The 24,717-nt window shown below is 30.8% G+C and carries 24 protein-coding genes and 1 other annotated feature; of the genes, 16 read left to right on the top strand and 8 right to left on the bottom strand.

Annotated elements, in window-relative coordinates; all coding sequences use genetic code 11:
* Positions 1–10 precede the first annotated feature (10 nt).
* From yqeC to KTC94_RS07990, 5 genes are all read left to right on the top strand, one after another.
* Positions 11–760 carry a selenium cofactor biosynthesis protein YqeC gene (yqeC, locus tag KTC94_RS08010; protein ID WP_216304260.1) on the top strand — a complete coding sequence of 250 codons (750 nt, stop codon included), beginning with the start codon at positions 11–13 and terminating at the stop codon, positions 758–760.
* 90 nt (positions 761–850) lie between these two features.
* Positions 851–1,444 (top strand): molybdenum cofactor cytidylyltransferase, encoded by a 594-nt coding sequence (gene mocA, locus KTC94_RS08005; protein ID WP_220320254.1) that lies wholly within the window; start codon positions 851–853, stop codon positions 1,442–1,444.
* Complete coding sequence (yqeB, locus tag KTC94_RS08000; protein ID WP_220286730.1) at positions 1,437–2,246, top strand: selenium-dependent molybdenum cofactor biosynthesis protein YqeB; 810 nt, start codon at positions 1,437–1,439, stop codon at positions 2,244–2,246. The genes mocA and yqeB overlap by 8 nt, the downstream gene beginning before the upstream one ends.
* A 143-nt stretch (positions 2,247–2,389) precedes the next feature.
* The gene (locus tag KTC94_RS07995; protein WP_220286781.1) at positions 2,390–3,412 is read left to right on the top strand and encodes a molybdopterin-binding protein; all 1,023 of its coding nucleotides are present in this window, start codon (positions 2,390–2,392) and stop codon (positions 3,410–3,412) included.
* A gap of 169 nt (positions 3,413–3,581) precedes the next feature.
* Positions 3,582–5,042: an IS1182 family transposase gene (locus tag KTC94_RS07990; protein WP_220287894.1), complete on the top strand. Its 1,461-nt coding sequence runs from the start codon at positions 3,582–3,584 to the stop codon at positions 5,040–5,042.
* Between the two features lie 280 nt (positions 5,043–5,322).
* Here the strand turns inward: KTC94_RS07990 and KTC94_RS07985 are convergent, their stop codons facing one another.
* The 3 genes from KTC94_RS07985 to KTC94_RS07975 form a co-directional block, all read right to left on the bottom strand.
* Positions 5,323–6,834, bottom strand: coding sequence for a hypothetical protein (locus KTC94_RS07985; protein WP_220319898.1), 1,512 nt, complete (start codon positions 6,832–6,834; stop codon positions 5,323–5,325).
* Positions 6,835–7,033: 199 nt separating this feature from the next.
* A complete protein-coding gene (locus KTC94_RS07980; protein WP_216302674.1) occupies positions 7,034–7,786 on the bottom strand; it encodes a CsxC family protein in 753 nt (250 codons plus the stop codon).
* A 155-nt stretch (positions 7,787–7,941) separates the two neighbouring features.
* Entirely contained in the window at positions 7,942–8,748 is an 807-nt protein-coding gene (locus KTC94_RS07975; protein WP_220286469.1) for a CsxC family protein, read from the bottom strand.
* 279 nt (positions 8,749–9,027) lie between these two features.
* On the opposite strand from KTC94_RS07975, the gene KTC94_RS07970 reads away from it, so the two are divergent.
* On the top strand, positions 9,028–9,345 hold the full coding sequence (locus tag KTC94_RS07970) for an ATP-dependent Clp protease adaptor ClpS (RefSeq protein WP_216302676.1): 318 nt from the start codon (positions 9,028–9,030) through the stop codon (positions 9,343–9,345).
* A 2-nt stretch (positions 9,346–9,347) separates the two neighbouring features.
* Positions 9,348–11,645 (top strand): ATP-dependent Clp protease ATP-binding subunit ClpA, encoded by a 2,298-nt coding sequence (clpA, locus tag KTC94_RS07965; protein WP_220319899.1) that lies wholly within the window; start codon positions 9,348–9,350, stop codon positions 11,643–11,645.
* 59 nt (positions 11,646–11,704) lie between these two features.
* Here clpA and KTC94_RS07960 read toward each other — a convergent pair whose 3' ends face one another.
* Positions 11,705–12,073 (bottom strand): VOC family protein, encoded by a 369-nt coding sequence (locus tag KTC94_RS07960; RefSeq protein WP_216302678.1) that lies wholly within the window; start codon positions 12,071–12,073, stop codon positions 11,705–11,707.
* 204 nt (positions 12,074–12,277) lie between these two features.
* Between KTC94_RS07960 and KTC94_RS07955 the strand changes: the two genes are divergently transcribed.
* The 4 genes from KTC94_RS07955 to asnS all read left to right on the top strand — a co-directional run bounded on the left by KTC94_RS07955 (position 12,278) and on the right by asnS (position 16,370).
* Positions 12,278–13,027, top strand: a complete 750-nt coding sequence (locus tag KTC94_RS07955; protein WP_216302679.1) for an MBL fold metallo-hydrolase — start codon at positions 12,278–12,280, stop codon at positions 13,025–13,027.
* Positions 13,028–13,266: 239 nt separating this feature from the next.
* On the top strand, positions 13,267–14,130 hold the full coding sequence (locus tag KTC94_RS07950) for a YitT family protein (RefSeq protein WP_220286467.1): 864 nt from the start codon (positions 13,267–13,269) through the stop codon (positions 14,128–14,130).
* 84 nt (positions 14,131–14,214) lie between these two features.
* Complete coding sequence (locus KTC94_RS07945; protein ID WP_216302681.1) at positions 14,215–14,448, top strand: hypothetical protein; 234 nt, start codon at positions 14,215–14,217, stop codon at positions 14,446–14,448.
* A gap of 188 nt (positions 14,449–14,636) precedes the next feature.
* Positions 14,637–14,912, top strand: a binding site (T-box leader).
* Between the two features lie 66 nt (positions 14,913–14,978).
* Positions 14,979–16,370, top strand: coding sequence for an asparagine--tRNA ligase (gene asnS / locus KTC94_RS07940; protein WP_220319900.1), 1,392 nt, complete (start codon positions 14,979–14,981; stop codon positions 16,368–16,370).
* Positions 16,371–16,718: 348 nt separating this feature from the next.
* Here the strand turns inward: asnS and KTC94_RS07935 are convergent, their stop codons facing one another.
* From KTC94_RS07935 to KTC94_RS07925, 3 genes are all read right to left on the bottom strand, one after another.
* On the bottom strand, positions 16,719–16,889 hold the full coding sequence (locus KTC94_RS07935; protein ID WP_165414303.1) for a DUF362 domain-containing protein: 171 nt from the start codon (positions 16,887–16,889) through the stop codon (positions 16,719–16,721).
* A gap of 415 nt (positions 16,890–17,304) precedes the next feature.
* Positions 17,305–19,296, bottom strand: a complete 1,992-nt coding sequence (gene tkt / locus KTC94_RS07930) for a transketolase (RefSeq protein ID WP_220319901.1) — start codon at positions 19,294–19,296, stop codon at positions 17,305–17,307.
* A 150-nt stretch (positions 19,297–19,446) separates the two neighbouring features.
* Positions 19,447–20,178 (bottom strand): YesL family protein, encoded by a 732-nt coding sequence (locus KTC94_RS07925; protein WP_220319902.1) that lies wholly within the window; start codon positions 20,176–20,178, stop codon positions 19,447–19,449.
* Positions 20,179–20,450: 272 nt separating this feature from the next.
* Between KTC94_RS07925 and ymfI the strand changes: the two genes are divergently transcribed.
* The 4 genes from ymfI (at position 20,451) to cysS (ending at position 23,754) form a co-directional block, all read left to right on the top strand.
* On the top strand, positions 20,451–21,191 hold the full coding sequence (ymfI, locus tag KTC94_RS07920; RefSeq protein WP_220319903.1) for an elongation factor P 5-aminopentanone reductase: 741 nt from the start codon (positions 20,451–20,453) through the stop codon (positions 21,189–21,191).
* A 126-nt stretch (positions 21,192–21,317) separates the two neighbouring features.
* Positions 21,318–21,647: a hypothetical protein gene (locus tag KTC94_RS07915; RefSeq protein ID WP_220319904.1), complete on the top strand. Its 330-nt coding sequence runs from the start codon at positions 21,318–21,320 to the stop codon at positions 21,645–21,647.
* A 198-nt stretch (positions 21,648–21,845) separates the two neighbouring features.
* On the top strand, positions 21,846–21,977 hold the full coding sequence (locus KTC94_RS07910) for a hypothetical protein (RefSeq protein ID WP_258280570.1): 132 nt from the start codon (positions 21,846–21,848) through the stop codon (positions 21,975–21,977).
* A gap of 370 nt (positions 21,978–22,347) precedes the next feature.
* Entirely contained in the window at positions 22,348–23,754 is a 1,407-nt protein-coding gene (gene cysS, locus KTC94_RS07905) for a cysteine--tRNA ligase (protein ID WP_220286465.1), read from the top strand.
* Between the two features lie 82 nt (positions 23,755–23,836).
* On the opposite strand, the gene KTC94_RS07900 is transcribed toward cysS, so the two are convergent.
* Entirely contained in the window at positions 23,837–23,980 is a 144-nt protein-coding gene (locus tag KTC94_RS07900) for a hypothetical protein (RefSeq protein ID WP_165413030.1), read from the bottom strand.
* Positions 23,981–24,220: 240 nt separating this feature from the next.
* On the opposite strand from KTC94_RS07900, the gene KTC94_RS07895 reads away from it, so the two are divergent.
* Positions 24,221–24,715 carry a hypothetical protein gene (locus KTC94_RS07895; RefSeq protein ID WP_220319905.1) on the top strand — a complete coding sequence of 165 codons (495 nt, stop codon included), beginning with the start codon at positions 24,221–24,223 and terminating at the stop codon, positions 24,713–24,715.
* The last annotated feature ends 2 nt before the right edge of the window (positions 24,716–24,717 follow it).

Here is a 24,717-nt window from a genome sequence, read left to right as displayed (position 1 = left end):
AGGTGATATCATGAAGCTGAGTAATTATATGGAATTGAAGAAAAAAGACATTATATCTTTTGTAGGTGCAGGTGGGAAAACCACGATGATGTTTAAGCTTGCAGAAGAGCTGAGAGCGAATAATAGGGTCTTAGTAACTACAACCACTAAGATATACATTCCATTAGATGATAAGTATGACTTTATATGCACTGATAAAGAAATAATTCCAAGGTATATTACTATGAATAAAAATGGAATTTATATTTTAGGATTAGCTGTAAATGGAGAAAATAAAATATTGGGGCTAAGCACAAAAGAATTAGATGAGTTAGTACCACATTTTGACTATATACTAATAGAGGCAGATGGGGCAAAGGAAAAACAGCTAAAAGGGTGGAATGAATTTGAACCAGTTATATACGCAAAAACTACAAAAACTGTAGGAATTATAGATATGCAGTCATGTGGTATTCTAATTAATGAGAGCAATATTCATAGAAGTAAGATATTTTGTGAAATAACGGGGGTAAAAGAGGAAGAAACTGTTAAAATTGAACACCTATCTAAGCTAATATTTCATCCTAAGGGGTTGTTCAAGGGAGCACAAGGAGAAAAAATACTATACATAAATAAAATAGAAGACCCCCATCATTTAATATTAGCCAGGTTGTTAGTTAAGGAAATAAATTTAAAGAATAAGAAATTATTAAATAGTATATTTATTGGAAGTTTAAAAACTAACGTATATTTTGGAGAATCCCATGAAGGTATTATATGATTAGAAGGATTTTTTATCATATAAATTATGTAAGAAAAATGAAATTAAGTTTTAAGTTTGTAGTTATGGGTAAGAGTAGGTGATATAATAATGGTAACTGCTATAATATTAGCATCAGGGTATTCGAGGAGAATGGGGAAAAATAAGCTTATTTTAAAATATAAAGGTAAAATGCTAATTGAATACACTATAGAAGTAATTAAACAATGTTGCTTTTTAGAGGTGATTGTTGTAGCTAGAGAAGAGGAAATAATAGAAATTGGTAAAAGAAATGATTTAAAAGTTATTAAAAATGAAAATGCAGTTAAAGGAATAAGCGAATCAGTTAAATTGGGTGTAACACATACAACAGAAACAGATGGATATATGTTTTTTACGGCGGACCAACCTTTTTTAGATAAAGATACGATAAATGGATTAATCTATGAATTTAAAGAGAATTCAGCTTATATAATTATTCCAAGGTGTGATGGTAGACATGGGAATCCTGTAATATTTCCGTACATCTTTAAGGAAGACTTTTTGAAGTTAGAAGGGGATGTTGGTGGGAAAATAATAATAAATAAGAATTTAGAGAAAGTTAAGTTTGTAGAAATACATAATAGTACAAAATTATTTGATATTGATACTAATGAAGATTATGAGTATATTCTAAAACTAGAGGAGAATAATGAGCATGTTTAATGAGATTGTCATTGTACGTGGCGGAGGAGATTTAGCATCTGGAACAATTCAAAAATTGCATAGAAGTGGATTTAGGGTATTAGTTCTAGAAGCATCAAAACCGACTGCTATTAGACGGAAGATTTCTTTTAGTGAAGTGGTATATGAAAGAGAAATAGAGGTAGAAGGAATTAGGGCTGTACATGTATTCAGTTTAAGTGAAATAGAAAATGCTTGGAGCAATAAAAAAGTTCCAGTAATTATAGATGAAGAAGGAAAATATATTAAAGAAATAAAGCCTAAAATTGTAGTTGATGCTATTATTGCTAAGAAAAATATGGGAACAACAAGGGATATGGCAGATATAACTATTGCTATTGGGCCGGGATTTACAGCAGGTAAAGATGTAGATGTTGTAATAGAGACGGCTAGGGGTCACAATCTAGGTAGACTTATTTTTAGTGGACAAGCTGCGAAAAACACAGGAGTTCCAGGAAATATTAGGGGGTACTCTAAAGAAAGAGTTATACATTCGATATGCGCTGGAGTAATGAAGGATGTTCTAGATATTGGTGCTGTGGTTGAAAAAGATGAAGTTATTGCATATATAGGAGAGACACCAATAAAAGCAACAATATCAGGACTGTTAAGAGGAATTATACGTAGTGGAAGTACTGTAAAAGAGGGATTTAAGATTGCGGATATCGATCCAAGGGTGTCAGAAAAAATGAATTGTTATACTATTTCTGATAAAGCAAGAAATATAGCAGGCGGAGTATTAGAAGCAGTATTTTATTTAATGACATCTCAGAATGAGGATTAATGGTATGGAAAAGAGAATTCTAAAAGGGTTTTAAGAAAGTTTAAGAATCGAGGTCTATAGATTGTTTAATGGATGTAATGCTTTCACGTGGAGTGTGGTATTAAATAAAACGTATTTCAAAATACGAGTTAGAGGTGAGTGATATAAAAAAAATACCTGTGAGAGACGCAGTTGGATCCGTTTTATGTCATGATATTACTCAAATTGTTCCAGGAGTAGTAAAAGATAGAGCATTTAAAAAAGGACATATAATTAAAGAGGAAGATATACAATTATTACTTTCATTAGGAAAAGACAACATATATGTATGGGAGGAGAAACAAGGATATCTTCATGAAAATGATGCAGCAGAACGCTTGAGAGCCCTTACAGCAGGGGTAGGACTTACATTTAGTGAAGTAAAAGAAGGTAAAATTAATTTTATAGCAGAGCACGATGGACTTCTTATAATTAATACAAGGTTGTTATATGGACTTAATTCATTAGGTGAGATAATTTTAGCTACATTACATAATAACTATCCTGTAAAAAAGGGACAGAAGGTAGCAGGAACAAGAGTTATTCCACTTGTAATTGAGGAGGATAAGATAAAAAAAGCAGAGGATTTAATCGGCGATGCGAAAATTGTAAGCATAATACCGTATGCACCAATGAAAGTAGGAATTGTTACTACAGGCAGTGAAGTATATCATGGCAGAATAAAGGATGCGTTTGGTCCTGTAATAAGAAGCAAAGTTACGGAATATGGTTGTGAAATACTTGGACAAACTATACTTTCAGATGATGAGAATAAGATAACGGAGGCTGTAGACGCATGGATAGAGCAGGGGGCTGGAATGGTAATCTGTACTGGCGGAATGTCAGTAGATCCTGATGACGTTACCCCTGTAGCAATTCAAAATACAGGGGCAGAAATTGTAACATATGGATCACCCGTGCTTCCAGGTGCAATGTTCTTGCTAGCTTATAAAGGAAATATTCCAATCTTAGGACTTCCGGGATGTGTAATGTACTCTAAGAGAACTATATTTGATTTGGTATTACCAAGGGTACTCGCAAAGGAAAAATTGAGTTTTGCTGATATAGCAGCATATGGTCATGGGGGACTTTGTATGGAGTGTGAGGAATGTAGGTATCCTGATTGTACATTTGGAAAGGGAGTATAATAATAGTAAAAACCCCCAAGCTACCTGAGGCCACTGAAAAACTATATGAAAAATCGTCATCTAATTAAAGATGGCGATTTTTTTATATAAAAGACTAAAAAACAAAAAGGAATTTTAAAAGATATGTCGAATTAGTATAGTAGAATAAAATAAAAGGGGCTAAACTATTATGCTAAAAGGACAATTGGAAATAAAAATAAATACATACCATAGCTTATATTCGTTAATTATTCCGAAAGATAACATTTTAAAGCAAATTAATGACCTTGTTGACTTTTCATTTGTTTATGACGAATTGATGATTAACTATAGTTCATCTATGGGTAGAGGTGCTATTAACCCCATAATGCTATTTAAATATTTACTTTTGAAAGTAATATATGAATTGTCTGATGAAGATGTTGTTGAAAGAACTCTTTATGACATGTCCTTTAAATATTTTCTAAATTTAGCCCCAGAAGAAACAAATTTAATAAACTCAAGTACACTAACTAAATTTAGAAAGCTTCGCCTTAAAGACATGAATTTATTGGATTTATTAATAAACAAGACTGTAGAACTTGCTATAAAAGAGGGGGTTTTAAAAAGTAAAGCAATAATAGTTGATGCTACGCATACCAAGTCACGTTATAACCAAAAGTCAGCAAGCGAGGAATTATTGAAACGTGCAAAAAACTTAAGAAAAACATTGTACGGAGTACATCCTGGTATTAAAGAAGAGTTACCTAATAAAGTTACAACTGGAGTACTTGAAGATATTCTTGAGTACTGCAAATTATTAATTGATACCATAAACGAGAAGCCAGAAACTGCAGCAAATCCAGCTGTGAAAACTAAATTAAACTACTTAATGGAAGCTATTAATGATGACTTAGAAAATCTAAAAATATCAAAAGATGAGGATGCAAAAGTGGGGCATAAAACTGAGGATAGTTCTTTTTTTGGATATAAATCACACCTTGCTATGAGTGAAGAACGTTTAATTACAGCAGCTGTTATTACAACTGGCGAAAAAAGTGATGGAAAGGAGCTCATAACCTTAATAGAAAAAAGCCGTGAGGCTGGTATAGATGTAAATGAAGTAATTGGAGATACAGCTTATTCTGAAAAGAAAAACCTAGAATATACAAAAGAAAATAAAATTGCATTAATTTCAAGACTAAATCCTGTAATTTCACAAGGAATGCGAAAAAAAGAAGATGAATTTGAGTTTAATAAAGATGCTGGTTTATTTGTATGTCCGGCAGGTCATATGGCTATTAAAAAAGCAAAACAGGGAAAGAAGAATGTTGGTAAAAATCAAGTGCTAACCTACTATTTTAATGTAGAAAAGTGTAAAAATTGTGTTCATAAAGATGGGTGTTATAAAGAAGGCGCTAAATCTAAAACTTATTCAGTTTCAATAAAGTCAAATACTCACAAAGATCAAATAGAGTTCGAAAAAAGTGAATATTTTAAAAAACGAGCTAGGGAACGTTATATGATAGAGGCTAAAAACAGTGAACTTAAGCACCAACATAGCTATGATGTAGCAATATCGTCAGGCTTAATTAGCATGCAAATGCAAGGTGCATTATCAATCTTCACTGTGAATCTAAAGAGAATAATTAAGTTGAAAAGCATGAAATAGGGCTTTTAAAACTTAATTATAAAATAAAAAGCATGAGATATCCCAAATATGGATATCTCATGCTTTTTCTATTCAAGCTTGAAAACTCTACTAAATAAAGAGTGCTTTTTTCAGCGGCCTCAGCTACCTTGGGGGTTTTACTGTTTAAGGTTTTTAGAGAATATGATCTAGTATAATAGAGTAAATTGTGAAATGAAGTTTATTAGGAGAGTAAAATAAAATTTAATCAACATATAACAGTTTTGCCATGTTTTTTTATTTAAACATTACTATAAATTATCTATTTAGTTTTTTTATAGTTTATGGCTACATCTTGTTCTTGAAGTAATGTTAATGAAAGATTTATTATTATGTTTTCTTTGATAGTATTAAAATTGATTTCTATAGGAAAGTCTTTATTAAATGGCGTTTTATCAACAAGGGTATATGTTTCATAAATTTTAGCTTTTTCTATTTCGCAATTTATAGGTGGAACACTGCAATCTATATAGCTATCACATTCTATATTTTTTTTGTATAGATAATCACCATAACCTTTATTAACATCTAAACAATCTAATGAGACATAAATTGGTATATAATCTAGAGGATTTTGATTAGAGAAAATGGGGGGGACTTTATACTGGATCAAAGTAGTGCATTTAAAAGGAATATAAATTATAAGAGATTCAGTATCTAAATTAATTATACCATCGTGAACATCTTTAGCTATAGAGGAATCTACTTTGTTTCTTACAAAACCTTCTAAAAAAAGTTTTCCATTTAAGGAGGGAGAAATATCATCTTTTTTATACAAAGGTATAAGCTTACTATTAGTTAAGTATACGTCTTTTTTCATGTTTTTTATATCTAAGGCAGCGTTTTTTAATCTAAATGTTGATTCAATAGGAATATCTATGGTTTTTTCTGCAATTATGAGGGGGAAGGTCGATACTAAGCTTTTACTGGGGTTAGTATTTATACTTCCACGGATATCATAAATACAATCGGGAGTAGTATTAATGTCACCTTCTTTTTTTATACATTCTGTATCAGTTTTAATAATTAATTTGCGTGTAGGAAGTATAAATTTTGTAGTAATTTTATCGTTTGTATTTTTTTGTACACTTAAATTATTTTTATGCTTGATATTTGTTAACCTGTTTTTAAATATCTTATTAATATCTTCATTATAAGATGATTGTTGTAAGAGTTTTAAAATAACAAGCAGTTTTGACATAATTAATTTATCGCAAATAGGAGGTATAGAATCTGAGTCACCTTCAATATTTACATGTTTAAGAGGCGGTATAAAATCTGAGTCACCTTCAATATTTACATGTTTAAGAGGCGGTATAAAATCTGAGTCACCTTCAATATTTACATGTTTAAGAGGCGGTATAAAATCTAAGTCACCTTCAATGTTCACTTGTTTAAGAGGAAGCATAAAATCTGAGTCACCTTCAATATTTACTTGTTTAATAGGAAGTATAAAATCTGAGTCACCTTCAATATTTACTTGTTTAATAGGAAGTATAAAATTTGAGTCACCTTCAATATTTACTTGTTTAAGAGGAGGTATTAAATCTGAGTAACCTTCAATATTTACTTGTTTAATAGGAAGTATATATTCTACATTCATTCTATCTTTTGCATTTTTTTGTAAGCATAAATTATTTTTGTGATTAACATTTGTTGAGACTTTTTTAGATGATTCATTAAAAATTATAAAACAATTTGGTCGTTGCAACATATTCAAAACAATAAGTAACTTCATCAGCCTTGATTTATCACAGTTATTTTTTTCCTTCATTCAAAAATGCTCCTTTATTATAAGGGTCAGAAATATTAAATAAAACGGGCTAGATAGCATACTGTAGAGTTATTTTATTTCATATGCCTTATGTAATTAAATATTATTGAATATGGAATACGTATTATATTAATTATATATAAATAACCGTTCTTCTAAAGAATTATATTATTTTAGAAGAACGGTTATATCTAAATGTCTATAGCGGAATATTCACTTGTTGCAATTGTAATACTTTAACTCTAACATATACAACCATTTTTTCAATTACTTTATTATAAAGTTTTACATTTGAATTAGTTTTATGGTACATAGGATCTGTATTCATATCGTCCTCAAAAATTCTTACTCCTTCTAATTCACAGTATGGGCTTTCAGTAAAAGTTATATTATCTTCAAAAGATTGCTCACATGCTGATTTTCCAATAAGAGTTTCTTTGCAGTCATCATGGCACATACAACTACTTAATAAATCTATTTCGGTTTGAGCGCTCCGAACGTTAACTACTGGTGGTACAACATATTGAACTTCTGTTACAGTTGTAAATTTGACATCTACGGTTGTATGAGCTATTCTACCACTTACAATTTTATCGTCGATACAGTCAGCAGTAGCATATTCTATATTTTTTCTTACAAATCCACTTATAAATAATTTGCCAGATCTTAGAATGCCATTTTCAATTACTCCTGATCTTGGAAGTAACTTGCATTGAGTTAAATATACATTTTTCTTTATTCTTTTAATTTCATAGAATGGTTCGTTCAATCTAAACTCAGCCTCGACATCTATTTGAATTTCCCTTTCGCCGAGAACTACAGGAATTTTAGCTACTAGAGGGCCATTAATTCCAACTGGTCTGATAGTAGTTCCACTGCTTAAAGGTAATGTTTTTGAACTAATAACTTCACCACAATTATCGCAAGGGTGAAGAGTTTGATTATTTTCCAAAAGTAATTCCTCCTTTTTTTTCAGGTCTTATGACCTTCTACATACTATGTAGAAAATAAAGAAAGTGTTACTTTAAATATATAAATAACCGTGCTTCTAAAGGAAAATATCTTCTTTAGAAGAACGGCTATATCTAAATGTCTATAGTGAAATATTTACTCGCAGAAATCGGAATATTTACTCGTAGTGCAAATGGGGTTAACTGGATCATCATATGGTATATTTACCTGTTGTAATTGTAATACTTTAACTCTAACATAAACAACCATTTTTTCAATTACTTTATTGTAAAGTTGTACGTTTGAATTAGTTTTATGGTATATAGGGTCTGTATTCATATCGTCTTCAAAAATTCTTACTCCTTCTAATTCACAGTATGGGCTTTCAGTAAAAGTTATATTATCTTCAAAAGATTGCTCACATGCTGATTTTCCGATAAGAGTTTCTTTGCAGTCGTCATGGCACACACAACTACTTAATAAATCTATTTCAGTTTGAGCTCTGCGAACATTAACTATTGGTGGTACAACATATTGAACTTCTGTTACGGTTGTAAATTTGACATCTATTGTTGTATGAGCTATTCTACCACTTACAATTTTATCTTCGATGCAGTCAGCGGTTGCATATTCTATATTTTTCCTTACAAATCCACTTATAAATAATTTTCCGGATCTAAGAACACCATTTTCAATTACTCCTGATCTTGGAAGTAATTTGCATTGAGTTAAATATACATTTTTCTTTATTCTTTTAATTTCATAGAATGGTTCGTTCAATCTAAACTCAGCTTCAACATCTATTTGAATTTCTCTTTCGCCGAGAACTACAGGGATTTTAGCTACTAGGGGGCCATTAATGCCAACTGGTGTAATATTAATTCCACTGCTTAAAGGTAATGTTTTTGAACTAATAATTTCACCACAATTATCGCAAGGGTGAAGAATTTGATTATTTTCCAAAAGTAATTCCTCCTTTTTTTTAGGTCTTATGACCTTCTACATACTATGTAAATAATAAAAAAATGGTTCATTCAAACATCAGTATATTTTAAATGCTAGATATGAAATATAAAAGTATAGAATAGTTGAAATAATATAGGTAAATGCAGTAATATATAAACAAGTAGGATATAATAGTCTTGGAGCAAGGTATAGAAAATAAAATAGACTAGTATGTGAATAGTTATTTTTTTAGATTATTAAACATAAATTTTAATAAAAACAGTGGGGTTGTTAATTATGTCAGAAAAAAGGACCTTCGATGAGGAAATTATCATTAAAGAAAAAATAGAAATGAAGATTAAGAAGCCTAGTAAGTACATGGTGATAATCCACAATGATGATTATACAAGTATGGAGTTTGTTGTGCAGGTTTTAGTTGGGGTTTTTAAAAAACAGGTTGTGGAAGCCACAAAAACCATGTTTGAAGTCCATAAAAAAGGTAGTGGCGTTGCAGGTATATACAGCTATGACGTAGGTATAACAAAAATTGATCAAGCTATGGATATGTGTGAAGAAAGTGGATTTCCACTGAAACTAACCTTAGAAGAGGAGTAATTATGCAATTAGATAATATAGTAAATGAGATTATTACTGCGGCTTTTAATGAAGCTCAAATGTCAAATCATGAATACTTTACACCAGAACATATTCTTTACGCTTCTTTATTTTTTGAAGAGGGAATTGAAATAGTAGAGAATAGTGGCGGGAATGTTAAAAGACTTAAAAAACAAATAACAAAATTTTTAAAGGATAATATAGAAATCGTAGAAGATGTAGAGCCGATCCAAACAATTGGAATTCAAACCATTCTATCAACGGCTGCAGATCATGTTATGCTTTCGGGTAAAGAGATAGTTAAGATAGGCGATGTGATTGTGGCCATGTATGATGATGATGAAAGCTTTGCTTCTTATTTTTTGCGGAAACAGCAAATGAAGAGAAGAGATCTTCTTAATTATATAGCTCATGGTATCTCTGTGGTAGATACTTTTGATTTTGATTCTACAACAGATAATGAGATAGAAGAGCCGGTGAGATTTACTGACAATGAAGAAGATATAGAATACACCTATGAAGAGGAAATTGAAAATCCCAATGATAAGGAAAATTTTTTAAGTAACTTTACTGTAGAGTTAACAGAACAAGCAGGCAAAGGAGAGATGGATCCTCTTATAGGGAGACAAGATATTCTGCTAAGAACCTTACAGGTATTATGCAGGAGGCTTAAAAATAATCCGGTGCATGTAGGGGAACCTGGAGTAGGTAAGACTGCTATTACTGAAGGTCTTGCACAATTAATTGTAGAAAATAAAGTGCCAAAGTTATTGCAAGGGAGTAAAATATATTATTTGGATATGGGTGCTCTTCTCGCAGGTACAAAGTATAGAGGAGATTTTGAAGAACGTATCAAAAAAGTGTTAAGCGAAATTAGTAAGGAAGAAAAACCTATAGTGTATATAGATGAAATCCATACTATAGTTGGAGCAGGTGCAGTTTCTGGAGGATCTATGGATGCTTCTAATATTTTAAAACCCTTTCTTGCAGATGGTAAGGTAAGATTTATTGGATCAACTACTTATGATGAATATAAGAAACATTTTGAAAAAGACAGTGCACTGGCTAGAAGATTTCAAAAAATTGAGGTGCCAGAGCCTTCAGTTGAGGATACTTTCGATATTCTTATGGGGTTAAAAGATAAATACGAAACTTACCATAATGTTACATACAAAGATGAAGCTTTAAAAATAGCAGTAGAATTATCTAGCAAGTACATTAAGGACAGATTTCTTCCAGATAAGGCTATAGATATTATGGATGAAGCAGGTGCTTATGCAAGGCTTTATGCTGAAGACAATGAAGAGACTATTCTTATTACGGTGGGTGCAGTGGAAAAAATAGTAGCTTCTATTGCAAAAATTCCAGAGCAAAGTGTATCAAATAATGAAATAGATATACTGAAAAATCTAGATATTAATTTAAAGAAACAAGTTTTTGGGCAAAGAGACGCTATAGACACTTTAGTAAGATCTATAAAGCGATCTAGGGCAGGTTTTAATGAAGAAGATAAGCCAATAGCGTCGCTCCTCTTTGTTGGTCCTACAGGGGTTGGGAAAACAGAAATAAGTAAACAATTGTCGAGTAGCTTAGCTATTCCACTTATTAGATTTGATATGAGTGAATACCAGGAAAAACATACTGTTGCAAGGCTTATCGGTGCACCACCGGGATATGTAGGTTATGAAGAGGGTGGAATGTTAATTGAGGCTATTAAAAGAAATCCTTATTGCGTGCTACTTCTAGATGAGATTGAAAAAGCCCACCCTGATATATTTAATGTATTATTGCAGGTTATGGACTATGCAACATTAACAGATAATACTGGTAAAAAGGCGGATTTCAGAAATGTGATTTTAATAATGACTTCTAATGCAGGAGCGAGAGAGGCTGGCAAACATATAATTGGGTTTGGAGACAAAATGGAGTCTGGGCAAGTAATTACTAAAGAAGTGGAGCGAGTATTCTCACCCGAATTTAGGAATAGATTGGATAACATAATTGTATTTAATAAAATTGATGAAGCTATGGCTCTTCAAATAGCTAAGAAGGCAATGAAACAGTTTGAAGAAAAACTTTTAACTAAAAATATAAAATTAAAGGTTACAGATAATTTATATGATTGGTTAAGTAAAAAGGGTTTTTCCGAGGATTATGGCGCGAGAGAAATCAATAGAGTGGTCCAAAAAGAAATAAAGGCTTATTTTGTAGATGAAGTGCTGTTTGGAGACCTTTGCACAGGCGGTAGTGCAATAGTTGATATTGTGGATGGTAAACTTACAATTATTAAAGGAAATTAAAAAAAGATGTTGCTAATAAAAATAGCAACATCTTTCTATTTAAATTTATATTATTATTTCTATTTTCTAGGAATAACCTCTGTCCAGTAACCATCTGGATCTATAATGAAATATATTCCCATAGATTTATTTTCATAGCAAATACAACCCATTTTTTTATGGTATGAGTAGGCTTCATCAAAATCGTCTGTAACTACAGCAAGGTGGAATTCATTTTCACCTAAATTGTATGATTGCGTTCTGTCCTTAAGACAAGTAAGTTCTAACTTATGATTAGTTGTTTCATCACCTAAAAATACAAGAGTAAAACTACCATCTGATGGATGAAATCGCCTAGTTTCTATAAATCCTAAAGCATTTTTATAAAATTCCACGCTTTTTTCTAAATCCAATACATTTATATTATTATGATCGAAAGAAAACTTCATTTAATATAACCACCTTTTCATATATCGTGTAGCACACGCTACACTGATTAATATATCACATATGCCATAGAATCATTATATGCTTACTTAAATTTTATTCATAGGAGTTTAAAAATAAAAATATCTGGTTTGGAATATATTTATATTTGCATAGAATGTATGATATGAGTTTACTATCACAAAATTATGAAGGAGTGAAAATATATGAGAGAAATAGAAACAAAAATATACTATATATACCATAGTGGGTTTGCCATTAAAACTAAAAATCATTTTTTAATATTTGATTACTATAAAGAACCTGTAATAAATGATAAAGCCCATAAGCAGACAGCATTGTTATCATCTGAAAATATTAAAGACATGAAAAATGTTTATGTGTTTTCATCACATAGTCACGAGGATCATTTTAATTCTTGTATTTTGGATTGGGAAAATTATAATAGTGATATACAATACATACTTAGTAATGATATAAAAATAGATAAAAATAAATCGAATTATAGATTTATAAAGGAAGGTGAAGAAAAATTATTTAAAGACGTTTATGTAAAAGCTTATGGTTCAACTGATATTGGAATATCTTTTTTAGTAAAAGTTGATGGGGTAACTATTTTTCATGCTGGAGATCTTAATTGGTGGCACTGGAAAGAGGACAGTTCAGAGGAGCGATCTGAAGCAGAGGCTTCATTTAAAACTCACATAGAGAAATTAAAAGAAGAAAAATCTATCGACATAGCTTTTTTTCCTGTAGATCCAAGACTTCAAGAGTTTTATTATATAGGCGGAGAATATTTTGCAAAAGAAATTAGGCCTAAACTACTTATACCTATGCATTTCGGAGATGAAGTAGCTATTACTAAAGAATTTGCTAGTATAATGAGAAAAATTAACATAAAAGCAGTTGAAATAAATCATCCTAGGCAAGAGATAATATACAAAAAATATTTTTAATATATATGGATAGAAATAGTCATTTATGTCTATAATTTAAATAACCAAATAAAAAAGCATCACATGCAGTATTTTTTAGTCCCCCTAAATTAATATTACATGTGATGCTTTTTATATTTAGATGGATTTATGATGCAAAACTTATAAAATAATTAAAAACTATAATTTCTATTTACATAATTTTATAATTGTGATACTTTATTATTATAAAGCAGTAAGTAGAAAGTAGGATAGATTAAATGAGAACAGAAACTAAAAATGAGAACGTTTTAAATTATATTTACATTATTATCGGGACTACAATACTCGCAGCAGGCATAAATATGTTTTTGGCAAAATTTAAATTAGTAACAGGTGGAGTAGCAGGTATTGCCATTGTTATTCAATATATTGCAGAAAAGCATTACGGAATAGGAGTGCCTCTATGGTTTACTAATATTGTGATAAATATACCATTGCTTATCATTGCTAGAAAACTTAAGGGGAAAAAATTTGTGGGTAAATCCTTGTTTGCTGCGGCATATCTATCTTTCGCGTTGTTTTATACAAGCTTTATACCGATGCCACAGGTCGATATTTTGTTGGTTAGTATATTTGGTGGAGTATTTGTTGGTATAGGCTTAGGGTTTGTATTAAGAGCATCCGCTAGTACTGGAGGAACTGATTTAGCTGCAAACATCATAAAGGTTTATTTAAAAAATATGCCAATAGCTAAAATTATATTAGCTATTGATTCGATTATAATACTAACAGGTGCTTTTGTATTTGGTGTTCAAAAAGCTATGTATGCACTAATATCTACTTATATAGTTAGTAAGGTTATAGATGGTATACTTGAAGGAATAAATTATTCTAAAGCGGTATTTATTATTTCAAATAATTCTAAGGAAATAGCGGAAATATTAATGAAGGATTTAAAGAGAGGTGTAACAGGAATAAATGCTACTGGAATGTATACAAATGGACCCAAACAGGTGCTATATATAGTAGTTGGTAAAAATGAAATAGTACCTCTTCAAAAAATGGTTAAATTAATTGATGCCAACGCATTTATTACTGTTGCAGATGTAAGAGAAGTATCGGGAGAAGGATTTACAAAATAAAATACAAGTATAATAGGCAACATTTTCAAAGTATATTTTGAAGTCTTCATGTAAAGACTAAATTTAGAAAGGAAGTGATTATACATGGATGATAGATTAAATAGTAAACCTATTATATTTGACCACCCAGAGAAACTTACGCAGGGTGTATCTTTAGAAAAAGATGATGTTGTAGCAAAAACTTTCATTAATGAAGAAGATGGATGTGTGAAATGTAACATTGTTCTTGAAAATAAGGTTACTGGAGAAACGGCAAAGAGAGATGAAGTTATTGGTGAGATAGTTGAAGATGAAAATGAAGATGAAGAATTTGATTAAATAGATATGCTTGTTTAAAAGAATTATAATATATATAATTAAGAGAAAAACTTAAGGGATGCCTAAAATGATTGAAAAATCATTTTAGGCATCTATTTTTATTATAAAAATATTTGACATTTATTATTAAAAATATTATAATTTTAATTGAATATAAAAATAATTGATACATATACTAATATTTAAATATAAAGACTGTGAAGAGAAGAGTAGATATAAAAGGGTAGTAATAGCGAGTTGGTGATGGTGAAAGACCAATACGAAGTTTATATCGAAGAACATCTCAGAGTTTCTAACCGAAATCTTTAAGGTAGTAGGCTTAGACGGCTCCAATCCGTTAACTGTTGGGCAGTATCAAATGTATAACTCGTATCAACGAATATATAATTCTGTACTGATTAGATTGGTCATATTATATGACAAAACTGGGTGGCATAGCGAAATTATAGCCTTTCGTCCCTTTATTATTAAGGGATGGAAGGCTTTTTTTATTATTAAGGTAAATATAAAATTATAAGGAGGGCAATTTTATGGAAAAATTGTTAGTAAAACAAATTTATAGAGAAAAAGAAAAATATGAAGATCAAGTAGTATCTATCTCTGGATGGATAAGAACTTTAAGATCTTCTAAAGCGTTCGGGTTTATAGAAGTTAATGATGGAAGCTTCTTCAAAAATATTCAGGTAGTTTTTGAGGAAGGCTTAGAAAATTTTGCTGAAATAGCTAAATTACCTATAAGTTCATCTTTGACTATAGAAGGGAAACTTATTGTAACGCCAGAAGCTAAGCAACCATTTGAGATTAAAGCTACTAAAATAGTTTTAGAAGGGATGTCAAATACCGATTATCCATTGCAAAAGAAAAGACATTCTTTTGAGTATTTAAGAACTATTGCACACTTAAGGCCAAGAAGTAATGCTTTCTCAGCAGTGTTCAGGGTGCGTTCATTAACTGCTTTTGCTATACATGAGTTTTTTCAAAAGAGAGGATTTGTATATACCCATACACCAATAATAACTGGTAGTGATTGCGAAGGTGCGGGTGAAATGTTTAGAATATCTACCCTTGATTTTAGCAATATTCCGCTAGGCGAAGATAAAAAAGTTGATTACGCGCAAGACTTTTTTGGTAAAGAAACTAGCTTAACTGTAAGTGGACAGTTAGCAGCAGAGGCTTTTGCTTTAGCGTTTAGAAATGTTTATACTTTTGGGCCAACATTTAGAGCAGAAAATTCTAATACAGGAAGACATGCAGCTGAGTTCTGGATGATAGAGCCTGAAATAGCATTTGCGGATTTAAAAGATGATATGAAACTCGCAGAAGACATGATGAAATATATAATAAAATATGTTATGGAAAACGCTCCAGAAGAGATGGAGTTTTTCAATAGTTTTGTAGATAAAGGTTTAATTGAAAGATTAAATGGTGTTGTAAACGCAGAGTTTGGACAGATAACATATACTGAGGCTGTGGATATTCTACAAAAATCAGGAAATGAATTCCAGTACCCGGTAACTTGGGGCTGTGATCTTCAAACTGAGCATGAAAGATATTTAACAGAAGAAGTGTTTAAAAAACCATTATTTGTAACGGATTATCCAAAGGAAATAAAATCTTTTTATATGAGAATAAATGACGATAATAAGACAGTTGCAGCAATGGACTTACTTGTACCGGGAATAGGAGAAATTATCGGTGGAAGCCAAAGAGAAGAAAGACAAGATATTTTAGAAGCTAGAATGGAAGAATGTGGTCTTAATAAAGAAGATTACTGGTGGTATTTAGAGTTAAGGAAATACGGCGGAACTAAGCATGCTGGATTTGGACTAGGATTTGAAAGAGCTATTATGTATATTACAGGTATGAGCAACATCAGAGACGTTATTCCATTCCCAAGAACAACTGGGTCTGCTGAATTTTAACGACATTTCAGAAGGAAAGTCTCCCATTTGTATAAGTGGGAGTACCTACTATAAGTAGACGTTATTTGCCCTAGCAAATAGAAAACTTTAGTGGGAGTATAAATCTCCTTCTGAAGTCATCAATGCATCTTCTGCGAAGCTGTCGCGGCTCCGCAGGAGATGATTTAATAGTAAATTACAATATTAAAAGCAGCTCCCTATGTGTAGAATAGGAGCTGCTTTTAATTTAGAAATCTGATAGCACATGCTAACCCTGGGGAAGGGTTTCATAATATAACAGAATAAAAAGATACAAGCTACTGACAAAAGTCAGTAGCTTGTATCTTAATCATAAGATCTATGTTCTAATTAAGCCTCAACTGGAGCGCCTGTAGGACAAACACCTGCACAAGCTCCACAATCGATACAAGTATCAGCATCGATAACAAATAGTGAATCTCCTTGGCTTATAGCGTTAACTGGGCATTCAGGTTCGCAAGCTCCACAGCTTACACATGCATCAGTAATTTTATATGACATAATAATCAACCTCCTTTTTAACTAATTTACTACATAATATCATAATTGGGCTAATAAATAAAGAGTTTTTTAGAAATAGAAGATGGTGGAACATATGTAATAATTAATGGGGGTATTAGTAATTCTATATGGCATAATTATTTTGCTTATTTTTATATGTTAAATTAAATAAATATTTATATTAATAATTTATAAATGCTTTTAAAATACAATATTAAATAAACTGCATTAAATAATAGTTACAGCTAAAAACTAAATTTAAAACAGTTTATTTAATACATATGGTAGTTAGTAACTTTTAGCTGTATCTATATTAATGATGAGCTCATCTATCTAGCTGTGAGTTAATAACTATTAATAATATTATGTGTAAGATTTAAAAAATTATTCAGAATAAAATTATAACTTAATTAAATCACTTACGGAGCAATTTAATTGCTCTATTAACAACATTTTCTGTTGTAAAGCCGAATATTTTGAATAAATCGTCGGCTTTACCTGAAGCTCCAAATCTATCAATAGAGATTACATCTCCGTCTATTCCAACATATTTATGCCAACCAAAGGAAGAAGCGGCTTCAACTGCCAAGCGGGATCTTAGGTCTGATGGTAATATAGATTCCCTGTACTCTTTTGATTGGGCATCAAACAAATCTAAGGATGGCATACTTACTACTCTAGCTTTGATACCACGGTCATTTAATATCTTAGCTCCTTCATAAATAAATTCTACTTCAGAACCAGAAGCCATTAAAATTATATCAGGGTTTCTACCTTTTTCTTCATAGGTTTTTAAGACATAGGCACCCTTTAAAGCTTCAATTGAGGTTTCTTCATACAAAGGTAGATTCTGCCTTGTTAGTATTAATGCAGTAGGAGTTGTTTTTGAAGTCATTGCAGCATAAAAGCCAACAGCTGTTTCTCTTGAATCAGCTGGTCTAAAGACATTGAAGTTTGGTAGAGATCGCAAAGCTGCAAGCTGTTCAATTGGTTCATGAGTTGGACCATCTTCACCAACTGCTATACTATCATGAGTTAAAACATAAATTACTGGAAGACTCATAAGGGAAGATAATCTCATTGCACCCTTCATATAATCACTAAATACAAAGAAAGTTGAAACAAAGGGTTTAAGACCTCCATGAACATATATTCCATTTGCAATAGCAGCCATTGCATGCTCTCTTACTCCAAAATGAAGGTTAGTGCCAGTTCTATCTTCCATAGAAAAATCACCTTTGCCCTCCATATAGGTTTTATTAGAAGGAGCAAGATCTGCTGAACCACCTATAAGGTTTGGTACATGTTTTGCTAATATATTTATTATTGCGCCAGAAGAGTTTCTTGTTGCTGCTTTGCCTTCAAACTTCCACATATCTTGGATCTTAAGTAAATCAACAGAAAGTTCTCCGCTTTGCCATGCTTCATATTCCTTAGCAAGTTCAGGATTTTTTTCACTATACTGCGCATAAAGTGTGTTCCAAGTTTCTTCTTTTTCCCTAAGATCTGACTTTACATTTTCCATATGATTAGTTACTTCATCGGGAACTGTAAATGGATCGAGGTTCCAGCCTAGGCATTTTTTCATTTCAGTTATATTAGATTCTCCTAGTGGTTCCCCATGTGCTGAGGCAGTACCTTGTTTTTTAGCACAACCGAATCCAATAATAGTTTTAATTTTAATAAATGTAGGTTTATTTAACTCAAGTTTTGCAGTTTCAATGGCACTACTTATTGCGTCCATATCATTGCCATCTTCTACATATAAAACCTGCCATCCATAGGCATCAAATCGTTTACTTACGTCTTCTCTAAAGGCGATATCTGTATTTCCTTCTATAGTTATACTATTTGAGTCATACATTAAAATAAGTTTTCCAAGTCCTAAGGTACCTGCCAGGGATGCTGCTTCTCCAGAGATTCCTTCCATATTACATCCGTCACCACATATAGCATAGGTATAATGATCCACAATAGTATATTCTTTAGTATTAAATTTTGCTGCAAGATGGCTTTCGGCTATTGCCATACCTACCGCATTAGCAATACCTTGTCCGAGTGGTCCTGTGGTAACTTCAACACCATTTGTATGACCATACTCAGGATGACCGGGTGTTAAACTTCCCAATTGTCTAAAATTCTTTAAATCTTCAATAGTTAGACCATATCCAAAAAGATGAAGTAGAGAATATTCTAGCATTGATCCATGCCCAGCTGACAATACAAATCTATCTCTATCCTGCCATTTTGAATTGCAAGGATTATGCTTCATATGCTTCGCCCATAATGTATATGCCATGGGTGCCGCTCCGAGCGGAAGCCCTGGATGTCCAGATTTTGCTTTTTCTATTGCCTCAGCTGATAAAATCCTTATAGTATCTACGGTTAATTGTTCAATTTTACTCAATGTAAATTCCTCCTTGTTATATATCTTAATTATTATGATATTTCAAATTATTTATAATAGATATATGTCCTATATTTAATATAAAAGATTACTCTCTGTATTGCAAGGATATATTGTTTTTTATCTGATTTGAAGTATTATTTAATGGTTTTATCCATTTTGGCCTTCTTCCTGAATTTTCTCAGTATTTTTTTTAAGATTATACTCAATTTCCAATAGTATTTTTTGCTGATAGAACATTATTAAATAACAGATGATACTTGATATAAATACTAATATAAAGGTAGAAACTTTAAAAAATATGAGTATTACAACCAAAAAACTAGCTAAATTCAAAATTGTAATATGAAATTTACGAATGGTATAGTAGGCAGCAGTTTTAAAAATATCTTTTGTACTTAAATAAAATCTTGAGATTATTGGGAACACATAAAGATTCATTGAAAAAATAAAAGCTACAACTATAAAAATAAAAACAGTTAAAAATTTTGGGTAACTACTTGAAATAACCAATTTGATGTCAATAAATAGTATAGATAGTGTAATTATTTCTAGAGACCAAAAGAATAATGATTGGAAAAAGTTAACTTTATAAGCCTTAAAAAAATCTTTCGTAATATTTATATCTTTTTCCCGGATAAGTTTGCCCATAACACTAAGAAGAGCTGTTGCGGCAGGGCCTATTGGGATACAACATATAAGGATAATAGAAATAAACCCCTGTGGAATTGTATTTGAACCATTAGAAAAGAGTGCAATTAATATGAAAAGTAGTGGAATATTGAGAAGTAGAAAGTACAGATTGCCCAAGAAAAACCAAAATATATAATTAGTTATCGTATATATAGGTCCTTCACCAAATTTTCTTTTTAAATTAGCCATTTTTCCCTCCAACTGCATTTATCAAATGCTACTGTGTAAATAGGTATAATAATTTGGATTTTTTTATAACTAACTAAAATGTAACATAAATTGTGTGAAATTTAAATAGGTAGAAGTCATAAAAAAGTTGATTGAATTTTGGAATTCTGAACAGAAGAATAATTGAATAGATAATTATTTACAAGATATTAAATGAAGGGATGTTTTAATATTTAGTAAATTAGCGGTATAATAAATAAAAAAGAAAACATTTTAAGTTAGGGGCGGTATATATGAATTTAAAAGGTAAAGTAGCTATAGTTACAGGAGCATCTAGAGGAATTGGGAAAGGTATTGCTATAGAGCTAGCTAAGGCTGGGGCTTGCGTTGTTATAAATTATAAAAGCAATGATGAAGCAGCTGAAAAAACCTTGCAGGAAATTAGAGAGCTAGGAGCTTATGCCTTGAAAATTAAAGGTGATGTAAGTGATTATGAATTTTCAAAGGGTATGATAAAAACTACTGTTGAAAAATTAGGTAAAATAGATATTTTGATAAATAATGCAGGGATCTCAAAGTTCGGGCTGTTTATGGATGATATGCCAGAAGAATGGGACAATATTTTAAATGTAAATCTTAAAGGCACAATTAATTGTTCGCACAGTGCTGTTAAAGAGATGATAAAACAGAAAAGTGGAAGCATAATAAATATATCTTCAATGTGGGGTAATGTAGGTGCCTCTTGTGAAGTGATTTACTCAGCATCTAAGGGTGCGATTAACTCTTTTACAAAGGCACTAGCTAAGGAACTTGCACCATCTAATATTAGGGTTAATGCAATAGCTCCAGGGGTTATAGATACAGAAATGAATGGTTGGCTAACTGATGGCGAACGCAAATCTTTAACTAATGAAATACCTATGATGAAATTTGGAGAAGTGCGAGATGTTGGCATGCTTGTAACCTTTTTAGCTAGTGAAAATTCAAAATATATTACTGGACAGGTGATAACAATAGATGGAGGAATGCAATAATAATATTATTAATAATTTATTAATACTTTCTTAAGCAATCTCTAATATTAGATTCTAATTATATGTTATAATTAGATTAATATTTAATAAATAAATCTTATGAAATGAAAGAAGGCTAGGATTATCATGGAATATACAAAGGGCAGAAATATAATTTCAAAGTTATTTAAATCAGTTTTATCAATTGGTACATTTATTGTTTTATTAATAACATTACCTTATATAGCTATCTTTGTTATTAAAGCCTTATTTGCAATTTTAGTTTTTGGAGCTTTAGTATGGTATAGTTTTAAACTAATAAAGGGTACTAAAAATTTCATCTACAAATTAAGTGCAAAGAAAAATTTTGCTGCGAAAGCTGATATGTTTAGTAGTGATAAAGATACTTCAGATTCCATTGATATTAATTATGATGATAGTGTTATTGTTGATGTTGATTATGAAGAGATACTATAAGGCACATTCTAATTAAGATAAATCAAATATATAAATGATCTTTTAAAAACCAGTCTATATTTTAGATTGGTTTTTGTTTTCTAGATTCTATAAGAAATAAATTTATGAGAATGGGTTCTACAATTATAATTAGGTAGAATATTTTTTTTGAAAATAGCGAAACATATAAATAGCAATATAAATAAAGGAGATGTTTTTATGCCTAAAGATAGCCAACCTGACAATAAATTTTCTAGATTAGCTAAAAGTAATTATGATACTCCTATAACTAGAGAATCTGCAAAAAATCAAAATGCTACAACAAAAAAACAGTCTGCTGACAGAAAATAAAAAGAGCAGAGCATATAAACTTTTGTCTATATGCTCTGCTACTTTTATTTTATAGGAAATTGAAGAATTATAAATAATTTAAATAACGTATCTGCAAATTTTATAAATTAGAAGCAAATAAAAGATTATTAACATAATTTATTGCATTATCTTATTATTATGTTAGAATTTATATATATGTTATTGTTTTAAGATTCTAAATAATTAGAGTTACTTTTGTATTTGAAAATCTGTGCTTGTTTATACTTTGAAGTTTAAAGCTGCAGCATGCCTGTAGCTTTTTATATTTTAAATGAAAAGATTAGATTATTAGTAAGAGTTTCCGGAAAGCTTTGGATACTTTTGTACTATTTAAGAAGGAGTGAATATATTGAGTTTTAATGTTTATAATACTATGACTAGAAATAAAGATGAGTTTGTACCTTATAAAGAAGGTAAGGTGGGAATGTATACTTGTGGACCTACAGTGTACAACTATGCACATATAGGCAATTTAAGGACATATATTTTTGAAGATGTACTTAAAAAATCCTTAGAGTATTTTAATTATAAAGTTAAACATGTAATGAATGTAACTGACGTAGGGCACCTTCAATCGGATGGGGATGAAGGGGAAGATAAAATGGCATTAGGTGCAAGCCGTGAGCATAAAACAGTATGGGAAATTGCTAAGTTTTATGAAGATGCTTTTTTTGAAGATTGTAAAAAACTTAATATAAAAAGACCTACTATTGTATGTAGAGCTACAGATCATATACAGGATATGATAGATTTTATAAAAAAACTTGAAGAAAAAGGATACACTTATGTATCTAATGGAAATGTGTATTTTGAAATTGACAAATTTGAAGACTATACTAAGCTTGCAAACCTTAGCATAGATGAACTGAAAGCAGGAAGTAGAATAGAAATAGATCCTAATAAGAAAAACCCACTTGATTTTGTACTATGGTTTACAAACTCTAAGTTTTCTAATCAAATTATGCAGTGGGAGTCACCATGGGGCAAGGGGTTTCCAGGTTGGCATTTAGAATGCTCGGCAATGTCTGTTAAATATATTGGTGAATGTTTAGATATTCACTGTGGTGGAGTGGATCATATTGCGATACATCACACTAATGAAGTAGCTCAATCTGAAGGAGTATTAGGACATAAATGGGTAAAATACTGGATGCATGGAGAGTTTTTAGTACTAGATAGTGGTAAAATGTCAAAATCTACTGGGAATTTTTTAACTGTAGCAAGACTTGAAGAAGAAGGATATAGTCCTCTTGATTATAGATATTTCTGTCTTCAATCTAAATATAGAAAACAGTTAGTGTTTAGTTTCGACAGTTTAAATGACGCTAGGAATGGCTACAAAAAACTTAAAGAGAGAATTGCTACTGTTTTAAACTCTATAAATCAAAATGATGTAACGAGTGGTGAGAAAACTAACGCATACAAAGAAAAATTCTCATCATATATCAGTGATGATTTAAATATAGCAAATGCTTTCACTGTACTTTTTGATGTTTTAAAAGATGGTGAACTTAATAATAAGGAAAAAGCTATACTTATAGAAGATTTTGATAAAATATTCTCATTAGATCTTATGACAATTGAAAAGGAAGATACAAATGTAGATGAAGAGCTTATAAATAAGCTTATAATTGAAAGAACTGACGCAAGAGAGAGTAAAAACTGGGCAAGAGCAGATGAGATAAGAAATGAATTTATAGCTATGAATATCGAACTTTTTGATACTAAGGAAGGAACGACTTGGAAAGTTAAATAAGTATGAATTAATAAGGCATCTATGGGCAATAATCATAGATGCCTTGTTTTATCTAAACTAAATAGGATGGACCGAGTAGGAATTATTCTATTTTACTTCTTTTTGAAGCCGCCTGGATTTTTTCATCGCTGCCAAGTCGTTTTGGTAATCTAGCATCATCATTTTTCTTAATCATAATTTGCTCTTGGGTAGTGTAATTGTAGTTTTTTGAATCTTTTCTTGCCATGGATATTGCCACCTTTCTAAAGTTTAATGAAATATTAGTTTCTCCAATATTCAGAGTATAATGCATCTAAATTATAACTAAATTTCCAATGTTTTTACAAAATAATAGAAATTAAATTAATAATGTGATAAAATTTTAAAAAAGGAAGTGATAAGAAAATTTAGTTTATAATATTATGTATAGCTTAAGGCAGAAAGTAATATATTTTAAATAAAACAATTAAAATCTGAGGTGATAAATATGGATAGATCAGCTTTGAAAGCTTCAATAGCAATTGCAGTTATTGGTATGATTTTAATATCAGTTATATATTTTAGACCGGTGAGCATTGAAAGAAACTATGGTGGATATATGTATGATGAGAATAGTGAATTTAACAAATCAACTGAAATTAAGCTTGTTGGAGAATTAAAAAAGAAATTATCTTTGAATTATGAATTTACTGGAAGTGTAGAAGTAGATGGTATTAAAGAGAAGGTTATTCTAAAGAGAATATGGGCGAAGAACAATGTTTTTAAGACTACGGGATATAGCACTTTTATAGAAGCTAAAAATAGTAAAACAGGGCAATGTGAAGTGACTGGAACGCTTAATACATCAAAGAACTTCAATGAAATACTTATAAGAGTAGCTGAAGTAGATAACAAATATAATGGTAAATTTGATATTTGTGGGCCAAGTAGTACTGTGAAAGAGGCAAAAGGTATAATAACAAATATGGGAAAAAATAATTAACG

It is taken from the genome of Clostridium sp. CM028, assembly GCF_030585565.1.
GTDB classification, from domain to species: Bacteria; Bacillota; Clostridia; order Clostridiales; family Clostridiaceae; genus Clostridium_AD; species Clostridium_AD estertheticum_B.
The sequence above is the reverse complement of the archived record's forward strand: the minus strand, read 5'-3'. Positions and strand labels throughout refer to the sequence as shown.

Bases quoted from the DNA above. Each gene is read 5' to 3' on its own strand.
- KTC94_RS07960 (WP_216302678.1), bottom strand. From the start codon at position 12,073: ATGAAGTTTTCTTTCGATCATAATAATATAAATGTATTGGATTTAGAA.
- KTC94_RS07970 (WP_216302676.1), top strand. From the start codon at position 9,028: ATGTCAGAAAAAAGGACCTTCGATGAGGAAATTATCATTAAAGAAAAA.
- yqeB (WP_220286730.1), top strand. From the start codon at position 1,437: ATGTTTAATGAGATTGTCATTGTACGTGGCGGAGGAGATTTAGCATCT.
- KTC94_RS07900 (WP_165413030.1), bottom strand. From the start codon at position 23,980: ATGGCAAGAAAAGATTCAAAAAACTACAATTACACTACCCAAGAGCAA.
- KTC94_RS07955 (WP_216302679.1), top strand. From the start codon at position 12,278: ATGAGAGAAATAGAAACAAAAATATACTATATATACCATAGTGGGTTT.
- KTC94_RS07925 (WP_220319902.1), bottom strand. From the start codon at position 20,178: ATGGCTAATTTAAAAAGAAAATTTGGTGAAGGACCTATATATACGATA.
- KTC94_RS07950 (WP_220286467.1), top strand. From the start codon at position 13,267: ATGAGAACAGAAACTAAAAATGAGAACGTTTTAAATTATATTTACATT.
- KTC94_RS07935 (WP_165414303.1), bottom strand. From the start codon at position 16,889: ATGTCATATAAAATTACTGATGCATGTGTAAGCTGTGGAGCTTGCGAA.
- KTC94_RS07985 (WP_220319898.1), bottom strand. From the start codon at position 6,834: ATGAAGGAAAAAAATAACTGTGATAAATCAAGGCTGATGAAGTTACTT.
- ymfI (WP_220319903.1), top strand. From the start codon at position 20,451: ATGAATTTAAAAGGTAAAGTAGCTATAGTTACAGGAGCATCTAGAGGA.
- clpA (WP_220319899.1), top strand. From the start codon at position 9,348: ATGCAATTAGATAATATAGTAAATGAGATTATTACTGCGGCTTTTAAT.
- KTC94_RS07910 (WP_258280570.1), top strand. From the start codon at position 21,846: ATGCCTAAAGATAGCCAACCTGACAATAAATTTTCTAGATTAGCTAAA.
- mocA (WP_220320254.1), top strand. From the start codon at position 851: ATGGTAACTGCTATAATATTAGCATCAGGGTATTCGAGGAGAATGGGG.
- asnS (WP_220319900.1), top strand. From the start codon at position 14,979: ATGGAAAAATTGTTAGTAAAACAAATTTATAGAGAAAAAGAAAAATAT.
- yqeC (WP_216304260.1), top strand. From the start codon at position 11: ATGAAGCTGAGTAATTATATGGAATTGAAGAAAAAAGACATTATATCT.
- KTC94_RS07990 (WP_220287894.1), top strand. From the start codon at position 3,582: ATGCTAAAAGGACAATTGGAAATAAAAATAAATACATACCATAGCTTA.
- KTC94_RS07945 (WP_216302681.1), top strand. From the start codon at position 14,215: ATGGATGATAGATTAAATAGTAAACCTATTATATTTGACCACCCAGAG.
- KTC94_RS07895 (WP_220319905.1), top strand. From the start codon at position 24,221: ATGGATAGATCAGCTTTGAAAGCTTCAATAGCAATTGCAGTTATTGGT.
- KTC94_RS07915 (WP_220319904.1), top strand. From the start codon at position 21,318: ATGGAATATACAAAGGGCAGAAATATAATTTCAAAGTTATTTAAATCA.